The sequence below is a fragment of the Nonomuraea ceibae genome, assembly GCF_019396325.1.
In the GTDB taxonomy this organism is placed as follows: Bacteria; Actinomycetota; Actinomycetes; order Streptosporangiales; family Streptosporangiaceae; genus Nonomuraea; species Nonomuraea ceibae.
Genome location: NZ_JAHKRO010000002.1, coordinates 64917 through 87339, shown reverse-complemented (window position 1 = coordinate 87339; position 22423 = coordinate 64917). Strand labels below are relative to the sequence as shown.

Annotated in this window: 19 protein-coding genes; 10 read left to right on the top strand and 9 right to left on the bottom strand. The window is 71.8% G+C overall.

All coding sequences use genetic code 11. The features are described 5' to 3' along the window. The first annotated feature begins 61 nt into the window (after nt 1-61). Nucleotides 62-1399: an LVIVD repeat-containing protein gene (locus KME80_RS02135; protein WP_308125582.1), complete on the top strand. Its 1338-nt coding sequence runs from the start codon at nt 62-64 to the stop codon at nt 1397-1399. A 6-nt stretch (nt 1400-1405) separates the two neighbouring features. Here KME80_RS02135 and KME80_RS51620 read toward each other — a convergent pair whose 3' ends face one another. Then, nucleotides 1406-2326 (bottom strand): RDD family protein, encoded by a 921-nt coding sequence (locus KME80_RS51620; RefSeq protein WP_219499629.1) that lies wholly within the window; start codon nt 2324-2326, stop codon nt 1406-1408. Nucleotides 2327-2377: 51 nt separating this feature from the next. Here KME80_RS51620 and KME80_RS02125 point away from each other — a divergent pair, with 51 nt between their 5' ends. After that, nucleotides 2378-3370, top strand: a complete 993-nt coding sequence (locus tag KME80_RS02125; protein WP_219499627.1) for a stage II sporulation protein M — start codon at nt 2378-2380, stop codon at nt 3368-3370. A gap of 7 nt (nt 3371-3377) precedes the next feature. On the opposite strand, the gene KME80_RS02120 is transcribed toward KME80_RS02125, so the two are convergent. The 5 genes from KME80_RS02120 to KME80_RS02100 are packed head-to-tail and all read right to left on the bottom strand — an operon-like array spanning nt 3378 to nt 8499. Then, on the bottom strand, nt 3378-4751 hold the full coding sequence (locus KME80_RS02120) for a DUF58 domain-containing protein (protein WP_219499625.1): 1374 nt from the start codon (nt 4749-4751) through the stop codon (nt 3378-3380). Further along, on the bottom strand, nt 4751-5731 hold the full coding sequence (locus tag KME80_RS02115; RefSeq protein ID WP_219499622.1) for an AAA family ATPase: 981 nt from the start codon (nt 5729-5731) through the stop codon (nt 4751-4753). Before KME80_RS02115 ends, KME80_RS02120 begins: the two co-directional genes overlap by 1 nt. Further along, entirely contained in the window at nt 5721-6872 is a 1152-nt protein-coding gene (locus tag KME80_RS02110; protein ID WP_219499620.1) for a DUF4350 domain-containing protein, read from the bottom strand. Before KME80_RS02110 ends, KME80_RS02115 begins: the two co-directional genes overlap by 11 nt. Next, the gene (locus KME80_RS51615) at nt 6869-7486 is read right to left on the bottom strand and encodes a DUF4129 domain-containing protein (RefSeq protein ID WP_219499618.1); all 618 of its coding nucleotides are present in this window, start codon (nt 7484-7486) and stop codon (nt 6869-6871) included. The genes KME80_RS02110 and KME80_RS51615 overlap by 4 nt, the downstream gene beginning before the upstream one ends. Next, nucleotides 7483-8499, bottom strand: coding sequence for a DUF7847 domain-containing protein (locus KME80_RS02100; protein WP_219499616.1), 1017 nt, complete (start codon nt 8497-8499; stop codon nt 7483-7485). The genes KME80_RS51615 and KME80_RS02100 overlap by 4 nt, the downstream gene beginning before the upstream one ends. 439 nt (nt 8500-8938) lie before the next feature. Here KME80_RS02100 and mtrA point away from each other — a divergent pair, with 439 nt between their 5' ends. The 7 genes from mtrA to KME80_RS02065 all read left to right on the top strand — a co-directional run bounded on the left by mtrA (nt 8939) and on the right by KME80_RS02065 (nt 16834). Next, nucleotides 8939-9616: an MtrAB system response regulator MtrA gene (mtrA, locus tag KME80_RS02095; RefSeq protein ID WP_090763607.1), complete on the top strand. Its 678-nt coding sequence runs from the start codon at nt 8939-8941 to the stop codon at nt 9614-9616. A gap of 20 nt (nt 9617-9636) precedes the next feature. After that, a complete protein-coding gene (mtrB, locus tag KME80_RS02090) occupies nt 9637-11373 on the top strand; it encodes an MtrAB system histidine kinase MtrB (RefSeq protein WP_219499615.1) in 1737 nt (578 codons plus the stop codon). Next, complete coding sequence (locus KME80_RS02085) at nt 11360-13114, top strand: LpqB family beta-propeller domain-containing protein (protein ID WP_219499613.1); 1755 nt, start codon at nt 11360-11362, stop codon at nt 13112-13114. The genes mtrB and KME80_RS02085 overlap by 14 nt, the downstream gene beginning before the upstream one ends. Nucleotides 13115-13154: 40 nt before the next feature. Continuing rightward, complete coding sequence (locus tag KME80_RS52555; RefSeq protein ID WP_219499610.1) at nt 13155-13883, top strand: ComF family protein; 729 nt, start codon at nt 13155-13157, stop codon at nt 13881-13883. A gap of 624 nt (nt 13884-14507) precedes the next feature. Continuing rightward, the gene (gene hpf, locus KME80_RS02075; protein WP_219499608.1) at nt 14508-15167 is read left to right on the top strand and encodes a ribosome hibernation-promoting factor, HPF/YfiA family; all 660 of its coding nucleotides are present in this window, start codon (nt 14508-14510) and stop codon (nt 15165-15167) included. A 172-nt stretch (nt 15168-15339) separates the two neighbouring features. Continuing rightward, a complete protein-coding gene (locus KME80_RS02070) occupies nt 15340-16038 on the top strand; it encodes a response regulator (protein ID WP_219499605.1) in 699 nt (232 codons plus the stop codon). A 262-nt stretch (nt 16039-16300) separates the two neighbouring features. Then, a complete protein-coding gene (locus tag KME80_RS02065) occupies nt 16301-16834 on the top strand; it encodes a hypothetical protein (RefSeq protein ID WP_219499603.1) in 534 nt (177 codons plus the stop codon). A gap of 9 nt (nt 16835-16843) precedes the next feature. Here the strand turns inward: KME80_RS02065 and KME80_RS02060 are convergent, their stop codons facing one another. From KME80_RS02060 to KME80_RS02050, 3 genes are all read right to left on the bottom strand, one after another. Further along, the gene (locus tag KME80_RS02060) at nt 16844-17197 is read right to left on the bottom strand and encodes an STAS domain-containing protein (RefSeq protein ID WP_219499601.1); all 354 of its coding nucleotides are present in this window, start codon (nt 17195-17197) and stop codon (nt 16844-16846) included. Nucleotides 17198-17584: 387 nt separating this feature from the next. Further along, nucleotides 17585-18781, bottom strand: a complete 1197-nt coding sequence (locus tag KME80_RS02055; RefSeq protein WP_219499599.1) for a winged helix-turn-helix domain-containing protein — start codon at nt 18779-18781, stop codon at nt 17585-17587. Between the two features lie 109 nt (nt 18782-18890). Then, nucleotides 18891-19151, bottom strand: a complete 261-nt coding sequence (locus KME80_RS02050; RefSeq protein WP_219499584.1) for an HGxxPAAW family protein — start codon at nt 19149-19151, stop codon at nt 18891-18893. Between the two features lie 225 nt (nt 19152-19376). Here KME80_RS02050 and secA point away from each other — a divergent pair, with 225 nt between their 5' ends. Next, complete coding sequence (secA, locus tag KME80_RS02045; RefSeq protein WP_219499582.1) at nt 19377-22166, top strand: preprotein translocase subunit SecA; 2790 nt, start codon at nt 19377-19379, stop codon at nt 22164-22166. Nucleotides 22167-22423: the final 257 nt, after the last annotated feature.

Here is a 22423-nt window from a genome sequence, read left to right as displayed (position 1 = left end):
CCTGACATTTCCTGACATAGTGGGGGACCTCTCGATCATCGTGCACCTGGGAGGTCCCTCCGTGACGTCCAGACCCGTCCGCGCCCTGGCGCTGGCAGGAGCGGCGCTGATCCTGACGTCGTCCCCGGTCCACGCGGCCGACGACGTCCGGACCAGCGCCAACGTCGAACACGTGGCCAACGTGCCCAAACAGGCCCCGTTCGCGTCGCGGCAGGCGAAGCAGAGCGACCTCGCCTTCCAGGGTCACTACGCCTACCAGGGCAACTACCACGGCTTCACCGTCTACGACATCGCGAACCCGGCCAAGCCGAAGGTCGTCAGCCGGGTCTCCTGCTACGGCGCCCAGGGCGACATCACGGTCAGGGACGACCTGCTCTTCCTGTCGGTGGACGAATCGGTCGCCGGCGACTCGTGCCGCACCACCGGCGCCTCGGCCACCGAGAAGGGCGCCTGGGAAGGCATCCGCATCTTCGACATCAGCTCCAAGAAGCGGCCGAAGTACATCAAGTCCATCGAGACCGCCTGCGGCTCCCACACCCACACGCTGGTGCCGGGAAAGTCCAAGGACACCGTCTACCTGTACGTCTCCTCCTACGGGCCCGGCGACATCTTCCCCGACTGCAAGCCGCCCCACGACCGGATCTCCATCGTCAAGGTGCCGCTCAAGAAGCCCAAGACCGCCAGGATCGTGGCCAGGCCGGTGCTGTTCCCCGACGGCGGCAACGAGCGCGGCGACGGCGCCACCACCAGCGGCTGCCACGACATCACCGTCTACCCGTCCAGGAACCTGGCCGCCGGGGCCTGCATGGGCGACGGCGTGCTGATGGACATCTCCGACCGCGAACACCCGAAGGTCACCGCCCGGGTCACCGACGCGAACTTCGCCTTCTGGCACTCGGCCACGTTCAACAACAGCGGCACCAAGGTCGTCTTCACCGACGAGCTCGGCGGCGGCTCGACGGCCACCTGCCTCAAGAGCACCGGGCCGGAGCGCGGGGCCAACGCCGTCTACGACATCACCGGCGGCAAGCTCGTCCACCGCAGCTACTACAAGATCCCGCGCGAGCAGGGCAGGTCCGAGAACTGCGTCGCCCACAACGGCTCGCTCGTCCCCGTCAAGGGCCGGGACATCATGGTCCAGGGCTGGTACCAGGGCGGCGTGTCCGTCTGGGACTTCACCGACTCGGCCCGGCCGCAGGAGATCGGCTACTTCGACCGGGGCCCCTTCAAGCCGCGCGACATGGCGGGCTCCTGGTCGGCGTACTACTACAACGGGCACGTCTACAGCAGCGACATCCAGCTCGGCCTGGACGTGCTGCGCATCCGCGACCCGCGCACCGACCCGGCCGCCGGGGTCCGGCTCACGTCGCTCAACGCCCAGACGCAGTACGCCTACTGAGCGTGCCTATTGGGGCGGGACGAACCCGCCCGGGGTGCTCCCGGACGGCTCTCCGGCGCCCGCTGGGGGTGGGTAGGGCGCGGGCGGGCCCGTCGGAGGGGCCGGGGGCCCGGCGGGCGGGAACGGCGCGTACGGGGCCGTACCGGGCTGCCATGCCGGGACCGGCGGGCTCTGGGGGCCGAGACGCTGGGCGAGCCGGGCCTGGTCGCGGCGGCGGCGCTCGGCCAGGACGGCGCTGAGGTAGGCGTGCGGCGGGACGCCCGCCGGCGCCGCCGGTGAGACGTACGCGGCCGTCTGGGTCGCGATCCGCACCCCCATCTCGTGCTGCACCTGCGGCGACAGCTCGTGCCAGCGCATCAGGTACTGCCGGGCGGCGGCGGCCACCTCCACGGGAAGCTGCGACAGCTCCAGGGAGGCCGCCCACGCGGCCAGCGGCGGCGGCATGACGATGGCCTGGCTCGCGTCACGCGGCCCGCGCTCGGAGATCACGATGGTGCCCGCGAACAGGTCGCCCAGCCGCTTGCCCCGCTGCGAGATCAGCGAGGTGATCAGCGCCGGGGCGCCGGAGAACATCCAGAACTCCATCACGCCCGCCAGCCCGCGGAACAGCGCCTGCCGGAACCGCTCGGGGCTGCCGTCGTCGCTCACCACGCGCAGCCCGAGCGCCAGCTTGCCCAGGCTGCGGCCCCGGCTGACGGTCTCGAAGATCACCGGATAGCCGACCAGGACCAGCACCAGCATCGCGATCGCCACGGCGCCGAACATCGCCGGGTCGGAGACGATCGCGAACGCCTCCAGCAGCACGAACGCGACGACCAGCACGGTGACCTGGACGAGCATGTCGATGAGCAGCGCCAGGAACCGCGAGGGCATCTGCGCCACCCGCACTTCGAGGACGACGGCGTCACCGGTCACAACCTCCGACATATGTGGAGCCTAACGGCAATGGGCAGCCGACAGACCAGCCACAATGGTCGGGTGGACATCGACGCCTTCGTCACCGCGCACCGCCCGGTCTGGGAGCGGCTCGATCAGCTGATCAAGCGCCGCTCCTCGCTGACAGGGGCGGAGGTCGACGAACTGGTGGACCTCTACCAGCGGGTGTCGACCCACCTGTCGATCGTCCGCTCGTCCACGCCCGACGCGATGCTGGCCGGGCGGCTGTCGGCGCTGGTGGCGCGGGCGCGCTCGGCCGTCACGGGCACCCGCACCCCGGCCTGGCGGGAGCTGGTCCGCTTCTTCACCGTGTCGTTCCCGGTGGTCGCCTACCGGACGCGCTGGTGGTGGCTGGGCACGTCGCTGGCGTTCCTGGCGGTCTCGTGGGTGATCGGCGCCTGGGTGGCGGCCAACCCCGACGTGCAGGCCGCGATCGCCTCCCCGGATGAGATCACGCAGCTCGTCGAGCACGACTTCGCCGACTACTACTCGGAGCACCCGGCCGCGTCGTTCGCCAGCCGCGTGTGGATCAACAACGCGTGGGTGTCGCTCCAGGTCATCGTGTACGCGATCTTCCTCGGCATCCCGATCCCGCTGGTGCTGTTCCAGAACGCGGCCAACGTCGCGATCTCCGGCGGCCTCATGGCCTCGCGCGACAAGCTGGACATCTTCTTCGGCCTGATCACCCCGCACGGCCTGCTGGAGCTGACCGCGGTGTTCCTCGCGGCGGCGGCCGGCATGCGGCTGGGCTGGGCCGTCATCGACCCGGGCCACCGCAGGCGGGCCGAGGTCATGGCCGAGCAGGGCCGCGCCGTGATGGCGGTGGCGCTCGGCCTGGTGGCGGTGCTGTTCGTGTCGGGGCTGATCGAGGCGTTCGTCACCCCGTCCGGGCTGCCGACCGCCGCCCGCGTGGGCATCGGGGTGCTCGCCGAGCTCGTCTTCCTCGCGTACGTGATCTTCTTCGGCAGGCGGGCGGCCCGCGAGGGCGAGACGGGCGACCTCGAACGGGCCCCGGACGTGGCCCCGAGCGCCTGACCTCCTCCTACAGGCGTCCGGCGGCCTTCAGCGCGAGGTAGTGGTCGGCCAGGGCCGGGGCGATGTCGTCGGGCAGCGCGTCGACCACCTCGACGCCGTGGCGGCGCAGCCGGGCCGTGATGCGGCGCCGTTCGAGCAGGGCGCGCTCGGCCGCCGCCGCGTCGTACGCCTCCTCGGCGGTGCCGCGCCGGCCGGCCATGGCGGCGACCAGTGGGTCGGAGACGCCGGCCACCAGCACCAGGTGGCGCGAGGAGAGCTGCGGCAGCACCGGCATCAGCCCCTCGTCCAGCGCGGCCGAGTTGAGGTCGGTGAGCAGCACCACCAGGCAGCGGCGCTTGGCCCGCGCCAGGATCGCGGCCACCATGCCCTGCGAGTCGGCCTCGATGAGCTCGGCCTCGATCGGCGCCATCGCGTTGACCAGCGACGACAGCAGCTCGGTGCGGGACGCGCCGGTCACCCAGGAGCGCACCGCCCGGTCGTAGGCCAGGAAGTCCACCTGGTCACCGGCCCGGGCGGCGAGCGCGGCCAGGAGCAGCGCGGCGTCCATCGACCAGTCGAGGCGCGGCCAGCCGGGCACCGGGCGCGGGTCGGGCCGCGCCAGCAGGCCGCCGCCCTCGGTGGCGGCTCCGGCCAGCGGGATCGGCGCCTCGCCCACGCGGCCGGCAGAGGTGCGGCCGGTGTCGAGCACGATCAGCACGCGGCGGTCGCGTTCGGGACGCCAGGTGCGCACGACCACGTCGTGGCGGCGCGCGGTGGCCCGCCAGTCGATCGAGCGCACGTCGTCGCCCACCACGTACTCGCGCAGCGAGTCGAACTCGGTGCCCTGCCCGCGCACCAGCGCCGGGTGCCGGCCGTCGAGCTCGCGCAGCCTGGCCAGGCGCGACGGCAGGTGCTTGCGCGACAGGAACGGCGGCAGCACCCGCACCGACCAGGGCGAGCTGTGACTGGCCTGCCGGGCGGCCAGCCCGAGCGGGCCGAGCGAGCGCACGGTCACCGAGACCGACTCGCGGTCACCGCGCCTGGCCGGGTCGAGCGTCACGACGAGCCTGCGCCGCTCGCCCGGCGGCACGTCCAGCTTGAGCACGCGCGGCGTCGCCCCGGCGGAGGGCGGCCAGGCGTCACGCAGCACGCCGCGCACCCGCCTGCGGCCCGGGTTCTCCACGACCAGCTCGACCGTGGCCCGCGCGCCCAGCCGTACCAGCCGCTCGCCCGAACGGTGCAGGCGCAGCGGACGCACCGCGCCCGCCAGCGCCAGGTCCGCGACGATCGCGGCGGCCAGCAGCAGGCACACCCCGGCCACGGCGGGCCCCGGCGACGGCGCCAGCAGCACCGCCACGATCCCGAGCGCCGCGAGCAGGCCGGCGCGCCCCGTGAGAGCCATCAGCGCGGGACCGGCACCGACGCCAGGATGCCGTCGAGCAGGCCGTCGGCGGTCGCGCCCTCCAGCTCGGCCTCGGGCCGGAGCTGCACGCGGTGCCGCAGCGCGGGCCTGGCCAGCGCCTTGACGTCGTCGGGCGTCACGTACGCGCGCCCCGACAGCCACGCCCACGCCCGCGAGGCCGCCAGCAGCGCGGTCGCGCCACGCGGCGAGACGCCGAGCTGCAGCGACGGCGAGTTACGGGTGGCGCGGGCCACGTCGACGATGTAGCCGAGCACCTCGGGCGCCACGTGCACGGCCGAGACCGCCTCGCGGCCCGCCGCCAGGTCGGCCGCCGTCGCCACCGGCTTGACGTGCGACAGGTCGCGCGGGTCGAAGCCGAGCGCGTGCCGCTCCAGCACCGCGATCTCCTGCTCGCGCGGCGGCAGCGGCACCGTCAGCTTCACCAGGAACCGGTCGAGCTGCGCCTCGGGAAGCTGGTAGGTGCCCTCGTACTCGACCGGGTTCTGCGTCGCGCACACCACGAACGGGTCGGGCAGCAGCCGGGCCGTGCCCTCCACGCTCACCTGGCGCTCCTCCATCGCCTCCAGCAGCGCCGCCTGCGTCTTGGGCGGCGTGCGGTTGATCTCGTCGGCGAGCAGCAGGTTCGTGAACACCGGCCCCTCGCGGAACTCGAACTCCGCCGTCTTCGTGTCGTAGATCAGCGAACCGGTCACGTCGCCCGGCATCAGGTCCGGCGTGAACTGCACCCGCTTGAAGTCCAGCGACAGCGCCGCAGACAGCGTGCGCACCATGAGCGTCTTGGCCACGCCCGGCACGCCTTCCAGCAGCACGTGCCCCCGGCACAGCAGCGCGATGACCATCCCGGTCACCACCGCGTCCTGCCCGACCACGGCCTTGGACACCTCGGCGCGCAGCGCCCCCAGCGCCTCCCTGGCCGAGTCCGCGGAACCGGTCACGCGGGCGGTCTCCTCAAAGTTCACGGACCTTCCTTTCGATGGAATCCAAGTATCCGGCCAGCGCGACCAGCTCCGCGTCGCCGGTGGGCGGCGGCCCGTACAGCGCGCCGCCGACCTCCCGCGCGTCCAGCCCGGTCCGTACGGCCAGCGCGGCGACGACCTCCTGCGGCCCGGCCCCCGAGGCCAGCCCGAGCCGGGGCGTCAGCCGGTCGATCGTGCCCGCACGCAGCGAGTCGGCGGCCCTGGCCCTGGCCCGCCTGGCGCGGTAGAGGCGCCCGCGGCCCTCGACCGTCTCCGACGCGCGCACCACCACGGGCAGCCGCTCGGTCACGACCGGGCCGAGCCGCCTGCCCCGCCAGAACGCCACCACCAGCACCGTGAGGCAGGCCATCAGCACGGCCCACGGGATGCTCGGCGGCATCAGGTCGTACACCGAGTCGCCCTCGGGCCCGGCCAGGTCGCCCGTGCCGGGGTCGTCCGGGGGGACCAGCCAGGTGACGGGCTTGCCGGTGGCGAGCAGGTTGAGCGCCAAGGCGGCGTTGCCGTCCTCGGCCAGGCGCTGGTTGGTCATGAACTCGCCGCTGCCGACGACCGTGGTGGTGCCGCTGCCGTTGGGGAAGCTGATCAGCGTCCAGCCGTCGCCCGCCGGGTAGCAGCCGGTGGTGCCGCGCGGGGCGGAGTAGGCGATGCCGCCGAGGTGGACGCTGCCCGCGGCCACGGCGGCCGGCAGCGAGCACTCGGGCTCGCGCGAGCGCTGCCTGGCCGCGCCGACCGGGTTCACGCCGGCCATCTCCGCCGCCCCGAACGGGTCGCCGACGATCAGGCGGTCGCCCCGGATGGCGGCGAGGTCGTCCGGGGACGTGCGCAGGCGGTCGGTGACGACCAGCGTGCGGTCGCCGCCCAGGGCTGCGGCGGCCTCGACGGAGTCGACCCGGTCGACGGTGACGCCGCGCCGGCGCAGCAGCTCGGCCAGGGCCTTGGAGCCCTGCAGCGACGTGTCGGCGGGGTCGAGCGGCCGGGCGGCCTCCTGCTCGGGGCCGAGCAGGACGGTGCCGGCGGCGACGAGCACGATGAGCGCCCCGAGCAGCGCGATCCAGCGCCCGCCGCGCCACCGGGCCTTCGCGGTGGGCGTGGTGGGGCGCGACTCCACCGCCTGCGCGGTCATGACAGGCCGCCCAGCGGCACCGGGCGGGCGGCGCGCAGCCGCTCGTCGAGGCTGGTCATCGTGTCGTAGGTCTCCCGGACGCCCGGGACGCCGCCGTAGGTGACGTCGTCGAAGGAACGCGCCGCCGCGGCCAGCTCGCCGGCGAAGGCGGGCATGGCCCGGCCGGCCTCGGCCGCGAGCTCGTCGGCCGTGCGGCCGGGCATGCCGTCGACCAGCGCCCGCTCCTCCAGGTCACGGGCGATGGCGCGCAGGCGCTCCTGGATGGCGGCGGTCCACTCGCCCTCGGCGGCCAGCCGCTCCGCGGCCGTGCGGTGCTCGGCGGCGGTGAGCGCCCGTTCGCCGAACAGCGCGCCGGGGGCCTGCGCGTTGCGCCTGCTGGTGCGGCGCAGGTGGTAGGCGACCAGCGCGGCCACCGCGACCAGGATCAGGCCGATCAGCACGGCCGCGATGACGCCGCCGGCCGAGCCGCCGCCCGCTGCCGCGTCCATCAGGTCGCCGACGAACTGCGTGAAGTAGCGGTAGAGCCGGTCGAGCAGCGGCTCGTCGGCGTACTGCGGATCGAGGAGCTCGCGCGCCGCCTCCCCGGCGGCCTCCTCCCGGCCGACCGGGCTCACGGCCTGGCGGAGTGGGACGGGTGCCAGAGGTCGTCGGCGGAGTCGTGCACCCAGCCCTGGCGCTGCTGCTCGATCGCGGCCGTCTGCAGCACGAGGTCGAACGCCTCGGCGCGCATCCGCCGGTCGGCGTAGAGCAGGCCGGCCACGCCCGCCTCGAACGGGTAGGTGATCATGGCGCCGACGGTGGCGCCGACGGCGATCAGCACGGCGGCGGCCACGACGGTCCACACCCCGCCGCCGCCGAGCATGCCGAGCACGGTGCCGACCAGGGTGAACGGGATGTTGAGCACCGTCGCCACCATGCCGACCACGAACGAGGTGAGCAGCAGGATGCCGAAGACCCGCCAGAAGTCGCCGGTCACCAGGCCCCACGAGCGCCGCATCGCCTCGACCGGGCCCCGGCCCTCCAGCACCACGGCGGCCGGCGCGAAGGCGAAGCGGGTGCGGAAGAACAGCGCGTAGCCGAGGTAGAGCAGGAGCAGCAGCAGGAAGAGCAGGATGAGGCCGCCGGCCGACTCGGGCGTGCCGCCGAAGCCGCCGGCGACGAGCGCCACGACCAGGAGCACGATCAGCGCCAGCGGCGCGAGCATGATCAGGGTCATCAGGCCGACCACGCCGAACAGGGCGGGCATCCGGCTCCTGGTCGCCTGCCAGGCCTCTCCGGCGGTCATCTTGCCGCCGAAGACGGCCCGGCCGAGGATGCGGGTGAGCACGCCGGTCAGCACGGTGACGACGATGAAGCTGACCAGGTAGGAGACGATCGTGCCGCCGTACTGGCCGACGAAGCCGCCGGTGATGTCGGCGGGGTCGGTCACCGACCGCGGGTCCTGGATGGCCGCGCCCATGCTCTCGAGCATGATCGCCTGGCCCACGGCCAGCGGCACCGAGCCCACCAGCGCGCCGATCGCCGACAGGCCGAGCACCGCCTTGGGGTTGGACCTGATCAGCTTGATCGTGCCGTCGTAGAGGTCGCCCAGGCGCAGCGGGCGCAGCGGGATGATGCCGGGGCGCATCGCCTGCGGGTGGGGCCCGTAAGGGGCGTAGGGCGCCTGACCGTAACCTTGGGGAGGCGGCGGGAACGGGGTGCCGGGAGGCGGAGGGATCTGTTGCTGTCCGGGGGCGGTCCACGGAGAAGCCGGAGGCGCGCCGTAGGGCGGGGGCTGCTCCGCGGCCCAGCCTCGGGGCGTCTCGGGAGTGGGACCGTGACCGTCTGACATATCCCAATCCTGGCATGCTGGGCGGGTCGGTGGTGTCGGGGCGTCGATTCGTGCCACGGATATCGCGCAGGGATGGCCGAAGGACGCTCCGTTACCGCAGACTGAGATTGCGGTCGCGGGGGCGAGCTTGAAACATCGCCTTAACCGGTGTCATGTCCCACACATGAGCCGACCAAGGGTAACCTTCAGCGATCGTGCTGATATGTCCCAGAATGCGTAGAACGAATGAGGGGCCATGAAAGGTCGCGTGCTGGTCGTCGACGACGATGCCGCTCTCGCCGAGATGCTGGGCATCGTGTTGCGCGGTGAGGGCTTCGAACCATCCTTTGTCAGCGACGGCGACAAGGCGCTGGACGCGTTCCGCGACACGCGCCCTGACCTCGTCCTGCTCGACCTGATGCTGCCCGGCGCCGACGGCATCGACGTCGCGCGCAGGATCAGGGCGGAGTCCGGGGTGCCGATCGTCATGCTCACCGCCAAGAGCGACACGATCGACGTCGTGCTCGGCCTGGAGTCCGGCGCCGACGACTACATCGTCAAGCCGTTCAAGCCGAAGGAACTGGTGGCCCGGGTCCGCGCGCGGCTGCGCCGCACCGACGAGCCGACGCCGGAGATCCTCCAGATCGGCGACATCACCATCGACGTGGCCGGCCACTCGGTCAAGCGCGGCGACGAGACCATCAACCTGACCCCGCTGGAGTTCGACCTGCTGGTCGCCCTGGCCCGCAAGCCGCGCCAGGTCTTCACCCGCGAGGTCCTGCTGGAGCAGGTCTGGGGCTACCGCCACGCCGCCGACACGCGGCTGGTCAACGTGCACGTGCAGCGGCTCCGGGCCAAGATCGAGAAGGACCCCGAGCACCCCGAGATCGTGGTGACGGTTCGCGGCGTCGGCTACAAAGCCGGCCCCGCCTGACCTGCCCTGACGCCCCCGCCATGCCCCCGACGACGACCAGGCGCACGCGCCGCCGGACACTCCGCCAGATCCTCGGCGGAGTCCGCCGGCGGGCCAGGCGTGCGGCGGGCAGGGCGCGGCGGATCTGGCGCCGCTCCCTGCAGCTCCAGGTCGTCACCAGCACGCTCGTCATCTCGGTGATCGTGGTGGTGGTGCTCGGCACGTTCCTGTCGGACCAGATCAACAACTCGGTGATCGAACGCCGCCAGCAGTCGGCCGCCAGCGACGCCTCGGCCGACCGGCTGCGCATCGCCGACGCGCTCAGCCGGCACGAGGACGACCAGTCCAAGCCCGCCGAAGCCGGCAAGACCGTGCCGCCCGACCCGCTCGACGAGGTGATGGACGCCATCATCGGCTCCGGCGGCGACGGCTCGAAGAAACGCTACGAGGTGCTGATCCTCAACGTCGCCGAGCCCGGCCAGTCACGCGCCTCCGGCAACGTCACGCCCGCCGACGTGCCCCCGGCGCTGCGCCAGAAGCTGCAGCGGCAGGTGGAGAAGTTCATCGACACTCCGCAGCGCTTCACCGACCGCATCCAGTTCGCCGGCGAGACCCAGCCCCGCCAGACGCTCGTCATCGGCGCCGTCATCAGCGCCTACGGCGGCTACGAGGTCTACCACTTCTTCCCGTTCACCGACGAAGAGCAGATGCTGTCCAACGTCCGGCTGGCCATCGTCGTGGTCGGCTTCGGGCTGGTGCTGCTGCTGGCCGCGATCGCGTACCTGGTCACCCGGCAGGTCGTCAGCCCGGTCCGGCTGGCCCGCCAGGCCGCCGAGCGGCTGGCCGCCGGCAAGCTCGACGAGCGGCTCAAGGTGCGCGGCGAGGACGACCTGGCCCGGCTGGCGACCTCGTTCAACGAGATGGCCGCCAACCTGGCGCTCAAGATCCACCAGCTTGAGGAGCTCTCACAGGTCCAGCGGCAGTTCGTCTCCGACGTCTCGCACGAGCTGCGCACCCCGCTGACCACCGTCCGGATGGCCGCCGACCTGCTGTACGACGCCCGCGAGGACTTCGAGCCGATGGCCTCGCGCTCGGCCGAGCTCATGCAGGCCCAGCTCGAACGCTTCGAGTCGATGCTCGCCGACCTGCTGGAGATCAGCCGCTACGACGCCGGCGCCGCCACCCTCGACCTCGACTCCGTCGACCTGCGCGACGTGGTGCTGCGCGCCATCGCCGACTCCGAGGCGCTCGCCGAACGCCACAGCACCCGCTTCGAGCTGCGGCTGCCCAACGAGCCGTGCATGGCCGAGATCGACAACCGCCGGGTCGAGCGCATCCTGCGCAACCTGCTGTTCAACGCCATCGAGCACGGAGAGGGCCGCGACATCGTCGTCACCGTCGGCGCCGACCGCGACGCGGTGGCCGTCGCCGTGCGCGACCACGGCATCGGGCTGAAGGGCGGCGAGGACACGCTGGTCTTCGACCGCTTCTGGCGGGCCGACCCGTCCCGGGCCAGGACCATCGGCGGCACCGGGCTCGGCCTGGCCATCTCCCGCGAGGACGCCACGCTGCACGGCGGCTGGCTCCAGGCGTGGGGACAGCCGGGCGAGGGCTCGCAGTTCCGGCTCACGCTGCCGCGCCGCGCCGGGATCGACCTCAAGGGCTCCCCGCTGCCGCTCGTGCCGCCCGAGATCGAGATGCGCCGCACCTGGCGGGGCCAGATGACCCCCGTGCTGCTGCCCGCGACCGGCGACGGGGGCGCGCATGGCGAGAGCTAACCGGCTGTGCGCCGCGGCCGCCGCCGCGGTGCTGGCCCTGTCGGGCTGCGCCGTCATCCCCGTGGGCGGGCCGTTCCCCATCGAGGAGGCGGGCAGTGGCGACTCCGTGACCGTGCCCTTCCAGCGCCTCGTCGCCGTCGAGCCCCAGCGCGGCTGGAGCGCCCAGCAGGTCGTCGAGGGCCTCCAGGCCGCCATGGCCGCCTATGCCGACGACCCCGGCATCCTGCCCAAGTACCTGACCGAGGAGGCCAGGCGGGTCTGGAAGGCCGACGGGCCCGTGACGGTGATCGACAACGGCTTCCGCTTCGACGACGTCGTCGAGAACAAGGAGAAGAAGGAGACCATCGTCACGATCCTCGGCACCAAGATCGCTCAGATCAACGAGGACGACACGTACGTGCCCGTCGACCCCGCCGACGACAACAAGGTCAGCCGGGCGATCACCCTGGTCAAGGACCGCAACGGCGACTACCGGGTCAACCTGCTGCCCCAGGGCCTCCTGCTCACCGACGCCGACGTGCGGCGCGCGTACCGGCCGACGAACCTCTACTACCTCAACGGCACCGCCGCCGGCACGCACGAGCCCGACCGGCTCGTGGCCGACCGCGTACGGCTGCGCATCAAGGCGACGGAGAGCTTCGCCGAGACCGTCGTCGAACGCGTCATCCAGGGCCCCACCAGCGCGTTGCAGGGCGCGGTCGGCAACGAGTTCCCCGCCGGGGCGCGGGTGCTGTCGATCAGGTCCAGCGAGGACCGCGTGATCATCAACCTGGCCGGCCCGTTCCGGCCCTCCGACACCTTCCGCGAGGGCCTGGAGGCCCAGCTCAGGGCCAGCCTCAGCGTCAACGGCCTGGCCAACGGCCGCAGCCTGGAGATCCAGGTCGAGGGCGAGCCGTTCTTCTCCACCGGGCCGCTCATCGTGCCCGCCAACCTGCCCGAGCGCTGGCTGGCGGTCGAGGACCGGCAGGTCTTCTACACCAGCAAGGGCGCCGTCCACCTGCTCGGCAACGACGGCGAGGGCCGCCCGCTCGCCGGGCCCGCCGGGCAGCCGGGGGAGACCTACTCCGGGTTCGCCGTGTCCAAGGACCGCGACCGCGTCGCCGCCCGCTCCACCGAGGGCGGCATCTGGGTCACCCGGCACGCCGCCGACGGCCGCTGGCAGCAGTCCATCCCCGGCGAGAAGCTGACCGACCCGTCCTGGCACCGCGACGGCTCCCTGTGGACGTACGACCAGCAGAGCGGCAGCGTGCTGCGCTCCTACCCGTCCGTCAGCCGCGGCCCCGAGCACGTCGCCGCCCCCGCACTCCAGGGGCTCGACGTCACCTCGCTGCGGATGTCGCGCGACGGCGTACGGGTCGCCGTGCTCGTCGGCAAGAAGCAGGTCCAGGTCGGCGCGCTGGCCGGCGGCGGGGCGGGCGCGATGCTGAGCAACTTCCAGACGCTCATCTCGGCCGAGGGCGAGGACGAGATCCGCGACATCGCCTGGAGCGACGGCGAGCACCTGCTCGTCCTCGTGCGCACCAAGGCCGGGCAGGTCGTCAAGGAGATCAACGTGGGCGACGGCGAGACCCTCCAGCTCCCCACGACCAGCAAGCCCCTCGAACACCTCGCCGCCCAGGGCGACGTCATCCTGGCCACCACCGAGGACGGCAACGAGATCCTGGAGTACGGGCGCGACAAGCAGACCTGGGCGCCCAAGCCCGCCACCGCCGTCGAGAAGCCGATCTTCGCCCTGGGCTGACCCCGGCCCGGTTGTCGGTGCCGCCCGGCATCATGGCGGCGTGCTCGGTCCTGTGCTCGGTCCTGTGGTCGGCCCCTGGCTCGATCTCGTCCTGCCCCGTCCGTGCCTGGGGTGCGGCGCCGCCGGGGCGCGGCTGTGCGAGGGCTGCCTCGGCCGCCTGGCCGACCCCGCCCGCCGCACGCCCGACCCCGTCCCGGCCGGGCTGCCCGCCTGCTGGTCGGCGGGCCCGTACACGGGGGCGCTGCGCACGGCGCTCGTCGCCTGCAAGGAGCGCGGCGAGGCGTCCCTGGGTGCCGCCCTGGCGGACCTGCTGGCCTTCACCGCCCTCACCGCTCTTACCGCGTCGGGCGACGCGGCCGTCACGGTGGTGCCGGTGCCGAGCGCGCGGCGGGCGATCAAGGGGCGGGGGCACGACGTGGTCGGGGCGCTCGCCGCGCCCGTCGTGCGGCAGTTGCGGGCCCACGGAGTCGCCGCCACGCTGTGGCCGGGGCTCGGGCAGGTCCGGCGGGTGGCCGATCAGGCGGGCCTGAGCTCCACGGAGCGGGCCGCCAACCTCGCGGCCTCACTGGGTGTCCGGCGCGCCGCCGGGACGCCGCCAGCGGCCCCTGTGCTGCTCGTGGACGACATCGTCACCACCGGGGCCACCCTCGCCGAGGCCGCCAGGGCGCTGCGGGCCGCCGGGCTCCGGGTGCCGCTCGCCGTCACCGTCGGCGCGACACGCCGTTCTACCCGGCCTTACATGGCGACACGCCGAAGAGTTTCGGAATGACTACGATTACCGTCAGTAAAGAAAGATCCAAGCCTGCCGCCTGCCCCGGGGGCCACATGTCCGTAACCCTCCGCGCGAGGTAGGCAGCTCAGGAGCCCGATGTCCCAGACGCGCAAGGGCTGCCGGGAGCCCTAACCGGCCATCCGTCACGCCCGTAACACCGTACGAAAATCACAGAAAGTGATCCTTTGCCCGATCCTCCGGCTGACATTCGCCGCCGATCCGGATAGCGTCTGAACATGGCACCCGTTCGGGTCCGTGGTTGCGCAGAGCCGGGAGTCCCGGCTCTGCTAGCCGATGCCAGCCGCAGGCAAAACGGTCCACGTAAGGCGACTCTTTGTCGACCGATCACGGTGCGGCTTAGGGGTAAGTCCTGCCTTCCCGGGGGTCCAGATGTCCCCCGTCAGGAGAGAAGGGCAGTAGTGGCGACAGAGCTGCGAAATCCTCAGCAGGCGAATGTGGGGTCGAAGACCAGGTCGGCCGGGCGGGTGCCGCCCGAGTTCCCGGTGACGAGTCGGCGGAAGAGGGTAACGGTGACAGAGAGGCAGACAGAAGACCCCGCCCGGCAAGCACGTCGTCGTCGGGCGCTCTTTCTCAGTCGTTAGACCGAAGGGGGGCTGTTGCATGGACATCATCGTCAAGGGCCGGCACACAGGAGTGAGTGAGCGGTTCCGCGACCACGTGACGACCAAGCTGGCCAGGATCGAGCGTCTGGACAACAAACTCATCCGAGTCGATGTGGAGGTGTCGAAGGAGCGCAACCCGCGCCTCGCCGACCAGCGTGAGCGCGTCGAGCTCACCATTCACTCGCGAGGGCCCGCCATCCGCGCCGAGGCCTCCGCCGACGACCGATTCGCCGCCCTCGACCTCGCCATGGACAAGCTGGAAGGCCGCCTCCGGCGCCTCGCCGACCGGCGCAAGGTGCACCACGGCAACCACGCCCAGCCCTCCGTGGCGGAGATCACCGCGACGCTGCCCGACCTGCCCGCCCCACCGCGGCAGCAGCCTGCCGCCCCCGCGCAACCCGAGCCCGAGGAAGACCGGCTGCCCGACGACGAGCAGTACGACGACATCGTCCCCATCGAGATGGACGGCGACGGGCCGCTCATCGTGAGGGAGAAGTTCCACAAGGCGGAACCCATGACCATCGATCAGGCTCTGCTGGAGATGGAGCTGGTCGGCCACGACTTCTACCTGTTCCGTGACAAGGAGAGCGGCCAGCCGTGCGTCGTCTACAACCGGCGCGGCTACAACTACGGCGTGTTGCGGCTCGTAGAACCCTGATCGCGGGCCGAAAGATCTTCTCGACCACCCGAGGACCGCGGGACCCGTGTCATCATGGCGGTCCGACGGCTCTGGCCCCCCGACGAGGAGGAGACGTGAGCGAGCTCAGTCAGGCGCAGGTGAGCGAGCGAAACGCGCGCACAGCGGTCGCGAGGCGGATCAGGGAGGCTTCGTGACGGAGTCCGGCGAGGCCCGCCCCGCAGACGGCGAGCCGATCCGCGTGCTGATCGTGGACGACCACGAGCTGATCCGGCGGAGCCTGGCCCTCGCGCTGGCCGCGGAGCCCGACATCGAGGTGGTCGGCGAAGCGAGCGACGGGCAGGAGGCGGTCGAACTGGCCGACCGTCTCATGCCCGACGTGGCGCTGATGGACGTCCGCATGCCCCGCCAGGACGGCATCGAGGCCACCAAGGGCATCAAGGCCTCGGTGCCGAGCACCCGCATCATCATGCTGACCGTCAGTGACGAGGAGGAGGACCTCTTCGAGGCCATCAAGGCCGGCGCGACGGGCTACCTGCTCAAGGACGTCCAGATCAACGACGTCCCGGCGGCGGTTCGTGGCGTGCACGAAGGACAGTCGTTAATCAACCCGGCGATGGCGGCCAAGCTCATCAGCGAGTTCGCGAACATGAGCCGCAAGGAGACCGAACGGCCGCCCCAGCTCCCGGTGCCCCGGCTGACCGAGCGTGAGATGGAAGTCCTGCGCCTGGTGGCCAAGGGCATGAACAACCGCGAGATCGCCAAGCAGCTGTTCATCTCTGAGAACACCGTGAAGAACCACGTACGCAACATCCTGGACAAACTGCAGCTGCACTCGCGCATGGAAGCCGTCGTCTACGCGGTGCGCGAGCGCATGCTGGAGATCACCTGAGGCATCCGGGCCGCCTCCACCCGGGCGGGAAGTAGGGCCCCAGGCGGGCGCACCCCCTGGCGGCCGGGCACGACACCGGTGGAGGCGGCAGGGCCGCACGCGACCCGGGCCCCTCCACCCGCGCCCCGGCCCGAGGAGCCCCATGCCCGCCTGCCCCCGCCCCGCCGCTTCCCTCAGGCCCGAGGCTTCGGCCTGTGGAGCCGCCGTTGCGCCCGCGCCGGCCCTTCCCGCCCGAGCCGCGGCGGTCGCCCTGGTGGTTCCTGTGGCGGCCGCTCTGGTGGCCCTCACCGGCTGCTCCGCCGCCAACCCTCCGGCCCCGACCTCGGAGTCGGCGGGGTCGTCCGGTGCCACCGTGCAGGGTGGCGGCCCCGTCCGTTCCCCGGGGGAGAACCGCAGTCTGTCCGGTACGGCCGCGGACGGGCATGAGCTGGCCGCTTGCCGGGACGGGGAGTGCGAGGTCGTGGTGAAGGCCGGGGACGCCCTCGACCTGGACGGGCGGCACGGCGTGGACCAGCTCACCGTCGCATCCCTGGACGGAGACGGAGACGGAGACGGAGACGGCAACGGACACGGTGACGGCGACGGCGGGGTGCGGATCGAGTTGCGCGGGTCGTCGGGGTCGCTGAGCGTGCAGGGCACGGGCGTCAGCCTGAGCAGCGTCTGCGACGGCGGGCAGTGCCGCGACGTGGGCGCGCTGACCGTACGGCCGGACGCGCCCGCCAGGATCAACGGCCTGCGGCTGCGCCTGGGCGCCCGGACCGCCGACGGCGCGGTTCTCGTGCTGTCGCCGCGCTGACGGCCGCCGTCATGGCAGGGTCGGGAAGCGGCCCGAGAGGCCGGAGACGCGCAGCAGCCGCGTCATGAACGGGCGCAGCCCGGTCAGGGTGAGCGTGATGCCACGGGCCTTGGCGCGGCTCTGCGTGCCGATGAGCACGGCGAGCCCGCCGGCGTCGCAGAAGGTCACCTGTGACATGTCGAGGACGAGCACGCCGGTGCTGTGGTCGAGCGCGTTGAACAGGCGCTGACGCAGCGCCGGGCTGGTGAACAGGTCGATCTCACCGGACAGACGCAGGACGGTGGGAGCGGACGAGCCGACGCCGTTGATGGGGGCTGTGTTGATCGGGGTCGTGTTGATCGATGCTGTTTCGAGAAGCTGCATGGTGTCTCCGTTCGGAGATGCGAGATGGGATGAGCTGCCGGGAGCCGGAGAGCGGTTCGTCGCCCGGTCGGGCGATGCGCTCCATCCGGCTCTGAGGACGGCGCGGGCCTTCGTGGTGGCCCCTCAGCGGGCGGGCCGGTGAAACCCTGGTCTGCCGCAGCGAGTGGGACAGTCGTGGCGACGGCGTGCGCCGAGGTCCGGCGCGGGATGAGAAGTGAGCGTCGGCGTCATGCTCGCCTGCCCTGTCCGATCCCGCGGGGCGGGACCGATCGCGGTGCTTCGCCGGGGGCCTCGCCGACCTGGGTGCCAACGCGCGAGATGTCCTCGGTGCCTCCAGACTATCCCACGGTTCGGGAACCGGCCATTTCCGGGCGCCGGCGGCCCCGATCAGGCGCCGCCGGTCATCGTCAGCAGCGGGGCGAGCTCCGGGGGGTCGGTGCGCTCGACGCGGACGGCGTCGCAGCCCACCCATTCGGCCGCCGACCACAGGGCGTCGCGCAGCGCGTCGACCCACTTGGCGCTGGTCAGGCCGGGCTCCAGGCTGAGCTGGCGGGCGACCAGGGTGGAGCCTTCGCGGGCGGGGTCGACCCGGCCGATCAGGCGGCCCCCGGCCAGCACCGGCATGGTGAAGTAGCCGTGCACCCGCTTGTGCTTGGGCACGTACAGCTCCAGCTGGTAGTTGAAGCCGAAGACGCGCTCGGTGCGGCCCCGGTGCCAGATGAGCGAGTCGAACGGAGACACGAGCGTGGTGCGGTGGCGGCCACGGGTCTCGGACTCCAGGAGGGCGGGGTCGGCCCAGGCGTTGGGGGACCCGGCGGCCTTGGGGGCGGCGGGCCAGCCCGCGACGCGTACGGGGACCAGGCCGGCGGCGCCGCTGCGCAGGGCCTCGTCGAGGATGGCGCTGTGGCGGCCGGTGAGGCGGAGGAAGTCGATCAGGTCGCCGCGGGTCGCGACGCCGAGCGAGCGGCCGGCGACGGCGGCCAGGCGGGTGATGCACTCTTCGTCGGTGAGGTCCTGGTCGAGGAGCTCGGCGGGGACGACGCGCTCGGCGACGTCGTAGACGCGGCGCCAGCCGACCCGGCGGGCGCAGACTAGCTCGCCGATGTCGAGCAGCCACTCCAGGCCGATCTTGGACTCGGACCAGTCCCACCAGGGGCCGCCGTTCTTGGCGCCGCCGACGTCGCTGGTGGTCAGCGGGCCGGAGTCGCGGGCCTGCTGGAGCAGCTTGTCGACGTGGTCGGGCACCTCGTGCCAGCGGAAGCGGCGCTCACGGTAGGCGCGGCGGCGGAACGCGAACAGCGGCCAGTGCTCGATGGGCAGGATGCACGCGGCATGGCACCAGTATTCGAAGCTCTGGGCGGGATTGTGCCAGTAGGCCCGCTCGACGGTCTGCCGGCCGACCGCGCCGAGGCGGGCGTAGGCGACCAGCTCGTGGGAGCGGGCGAGCACCGAGATCGTGTCGAGCTGGATGGCGCCGAGCCGCCGCAGCATCGCGTGCGGCCCGCCCCGGCGCGCGTCCGCGCCCACGAAGCCCTGGGCACGCAGGATGAGCCGGCGCGCCTCGTCGGGGGTCAAGGCGGTCATCGGGGCGATTCCGTACGGCGAAGCATGCCGGAATGCTAGCGAGGGGCACCGACAGAAAGTTCGATGCCCGGTGCGGGGACGGATCGGCCCGAGGGAGGGGCCTCGGGCGTCAGCGGTGGTCTTCGGCGCGCATGCCCACCCGGGGGGCGTCGATCACGACGTCGGTGAAGATGTCGAACACCAGGGCGAGGATGCCTCCCACCACGAAGAGCCCGACGCCGACCCACACGATCGGCCAGTTGGCGGCGGTGAGACCGAAGCCGCCCACGATGGTGCCCACGAGCATCACCGTCACGGCGAGCCACGAGGACGCGCGGCCGCCGTGGCTGCCGAGGTTCTCCGTGTGCTCCGACTTCTTCCCCTCAACCATGACAAATCCTTCCTTTGCCGGAAATCCCGTTAATCGGTGCGAACCGGCTGTCAACCGGCATACTCTCTGCCTGACCCCCATTCTCCCAGACGTGGTCCGCGCCCTTGTCGTCACGGTGGCTGTGTCTGGTTGCAGAACCGCCTACGATGGCAACCGGGGAAGTTTGTCTCGGCCTCTCCTCCTGGCGGCGCCGCCGGGGTAGACCTGCGAGGAGCTTTACATAAAGTGGCAGCCATTCTCGACAAGATCCTACGTGCCGGCGAGGGCAAGACTCTGCGCAAGCTCAAGCGGATCGCAGACCAGGTCAACTCCATCGAGGACGACTTCACGAGCCTGTCCGACGCGGAGTTGCGCGCGATGACGGACGAGTTCAAGCAGCGCTACGCCGAGGGCGAGTCCCTTGACGATCTGCTTCCCGAAGCGTTCGCGACCGTACGCGAGGCGGCCCGCCGCGTGCTCGGTCAGCGGCACTTCGACGTGCAGATCATGGGCGGCGCTGCCCTGCACATGGGCAACATCTCCGAGATGAAGACGGGTGAGGGCAAGACCCTGACCTGTACTCTGCCCGCCTATCTCAACGCCATCTCCGGCAAAGGCGTGCACGTCATCACGGTCAACGACTACCTGGTCAAGGTCGGCGCCGAGAACATGGGGCGCGTCTACCGCTTCCTCGGCCTCGAGGTCGGCATGATCCTCTCCGGCCAGCAGCCCGACGAGCGCCGCAAGCAGTACCAGGCGGACATCACGTACGGCACCAACAACGAGTTCGGCTTCGACTACCTGCGCGACAACATGGCCTGGTCGCTCGACGAGTGCGTCCAGCGCGGCCACAACTACGCGATCGTCGACGAGGTCGACTCCATCCTCATCGACGAGGCCCGTACGCCGCTGATCATCTCCGGCCCCGGCGAGCAGTCCGGCAAGTGGTACGCCGAGTTCGCCAAGATCGTTCCGCGCCTCCGCAAGGGCGTCGAGGCCAAGAACCCCGGCGAGGAGAGCACCGGCGACTACATCGTCGACGAGAAGAAGCGCACCGTCGGCGTGCTGGAGGACGGCGTCGCCAAGGTCGAGGACTGGCTCGGCATCGACAACCTCTACAAGCCCGAGCACACCCACCTCGTCGGCTTCCTCAACAACGCGCTCAAGGCCAAAGAGCTCTTCAAGAAGGACAAGGACTACATCGTCTCCGACGGCGAGGTCCTGATCGTCGACGAGTTCACCGGCCGCATCCTGCACGGCCGCCGCTACAACGAGGGCATGCACCAGGCCATCGAGGCCAAGGAAGGCGTCAAGGTCAAGGACGAGAACCAGACCCTGGCGACCGTCACCCTGCAGAACTACTTCCGCCTGTACGACAAGCTCGCCGGCATGACGGGCACCGCCGTCACCGAGGCCAACGAGTTCCACCAGACGTACAAGCTCGGCGTGGTGCCCATCCCCACCAACCGGCCGATGATCCGCAAGGACCAGCCGGACGTCGTCTACAAGACCGAGGACGCCAAGTTCAATGCGGTCGTCGACGACATCAAGGAGCGCCACGAGGCCGGCCAGCCCGTCCTCGTCGGCACCACCTCCGTCGAGAAGTCCGAGCGGCTGTCCAAGGCGCTCAAGCGCCGCGGCGTCCCGCACGAGGTCCTCAACGCCAAGAACCACGCGCGTGAGGCCGCGATCGTCGCCGAGGCCGGCCGCAAGGGCGCCGTCACCGTCGCCACCAACATGGCCGGTCGAGGCACCGACATCATGCTCGGCGGCAACCCCGAGTTCCGCGCCGACGCCGAGCTGCGCCAGCGCGGCCTCGACCCGATCGAGACCCCCGAGGAATACGAGAAGGCCTGGCCCGAGGCGCTGGAGAAGGCCAAGGCCCAGGTCAAGGCCGAGCACGACGAGGTCAGCGAGCTCGGCGGCCTGTACGTGCTCGGCACCGAACGCCACGAGTCGCGCCGCATCGACAACCAGCTCCGCGGCCGCTCCGGCCGCCAGGGCGACCCCGGCGAGTCGCGCTTCTACCTGTCGCTCGGCGACGACCTGATGCGCCTGTTCAACTCGGCCCGGGTCGAGATGATCATGACGCGCCTCAACATCCCTGACGACCAGCCGATCGAGTCCGGCATCGTCTCCAAGGCCATCGCCTCCGCCCAGCACCAGGTCGAGCAGCAGAACTTCGAGATCCGCAAGGAAGTTCTCAAGTACGACGAGGTGATGAACCGGCAGCGCAAGGTCATCTACGCCGAGCGCCACCGCGTCCTCGAAGGCGCCGACCTGCACGAGCAGGTGCGCGGCTTCATCGGCGACGTCATCGACGGCTACGTCGCCGGCGCCACCGCCGAGGGCTTCGCCGAGGAGTGGGACCTCGACAAGCTGTGGAAGGCCTTCGCCGGCCTCTACCCGGTCTCGCTCAAGCTCGAGGACCTGGTCGAGGAGGTCGGCTCCCGCGAGGAGCTCACCGCCGACATCATCAGCGAGCGGATCAAGGCCGACGCGCTGGAGGCGTACGCCAGGCGCGAGGAGGAGTGGGGCGCCGAGGCGACCCGCGACCTGGAGCGCCGCGTCATCCTCTCCGTCCTCGACCGCAAGTGGCGCGAGCACCTCTACGAGATGGACTACCTGCGCGAAGGCATCGGCATGCGGGCCTACGCGCAGAAGGACCCGCAGATCGAGTATCAGCGCGAGGGCTTCGAGATGTTCGCCGCGATGCTCGAAGGCATCAAGGAGGACTCGGTCGGGTTCCTGTTCAACCTTGAGGTGGAGGTTCAGGAGAACCCCATCGTCGAGGAGGTCGAGGACCCGATGATGACCGAGACCCGGTCCATCATCGCCCGCGGGCTCCGCGGCCCCGAGCGTCCGGCCGAGCTGGAGTACACGGCGCCGGGCGAGCAGGGTGACGTCGAGCGCACCCGGGTCAGCACCGCCGCCGAGCGCGCCGCCTACGGCAACGTCGAGCGCAACGCGCCGTGCCCGTGCGGGTCCGGCAAGAAGTACAAGCGCTGCCACGGCGACCCGAAGAACGCCGCCTGACGCACGACCTCGAGCAGCCCCCGCCCCTCCCGGGCGGGGGCTGCTCCGCGTCCGGGCCCACCCCGAAAGGCCGACGCCACCCCGGCCGGGCCCGGGGCGTCCGAGCCCCGTGTCCCGGCCACGGGTCGGGGTTCGGGGGTGGGGGTCCGGAGGGTGGGGCTCCCTGGGTCGGGAGTTCCCACGAGCCGGATCCTGCGGGCGGTCCCCTTCAGGCGCACCTGCGGGCCGGGCCCGTGGGCGCTCCCCCGTGGGCCGGG

Excerpts from the sequence above, each read along its gene's own strand:
- KME80_RS02100 (WP_219499616.1), bottom strand. The coding sequence starts at position 8,499 with ATGCGCCCCGGCATCATCCCGCTGCGCCCGCTGCGCCTGGGCGACCTC.
- KME80_RS51620 (WP_219499629.1), bottom strand. The coding sequence starts at position 2,326 with ATGTCGGAGGTTGTGACCGGTGACGCCGTCGTCCTCGAAGTGCGGGTG.
- KME80_RS02055 (WP_219499599.1), bottom strand. The coding sequence starts at position 18,781 with ATGACCGCCTTGACCCCCGACGAGGCGCGCCGGCTCATCCTGCGTGCC.
- KME80_RS02050 (WP_219499584.1), bottom strand. The coding sequence starts at position 19,151 with ATGGTTGAGGGGAAGAAGTCGGAGCACACGGAGAACCTCGGCAGCCAC.
- KME80_RS02110 (WP_219499620.1), bottom strand. The coding sequence starts at position 6,872 with ATGACCGCGCAGGCGGTGGAGTCGCGCCCCACCACGCCCACCGCGAAG.
- mtrB (WP_219499615.1), top strand. The coding sequence starts at position 9,637 with ATGCCCCCGACGACGACCAGGCGCACGCGCCGCCGGACACTCCGCCAG.
- KME80_RS02120 (WP_219499625.1), bottom strand. The coding sequence starts at position 4,751 with ATGGCTCTCACGGGGCGCGCCGGCCTGCTCGCGGCGCTCGGGATCGTG.
- KME80_RS02060 (WP_219499601.1), bottom strand. The coding sequence starts at position 17,197 with ATGCAGCTTCTCGAAACAGCATCGATCAACACGACCCCGATCAACACA.
- KME80_RS02085 (WP_219499613.1), top strand. The coding sequence starts at position 11,360 with ATGGCGAGAGCTAACCGGCTGTGCGCCGCGGCCGCCGCCGCGGTGCTG.
- hpf (WP_219499608.1), top strand. The coding sequence starts at position 14,508 with ATGGACATCATCGTCAAGGGCCGGCACACAGGAGTGAGTGAGCGGTTC.
- mtrA (WP_090763607.1), top strand. The coding sequence starts at position 8,939 with ATGAAAGGTCGCGTGCTGGTCGTCGACGACGATGCCGCTCTCGCCGAG.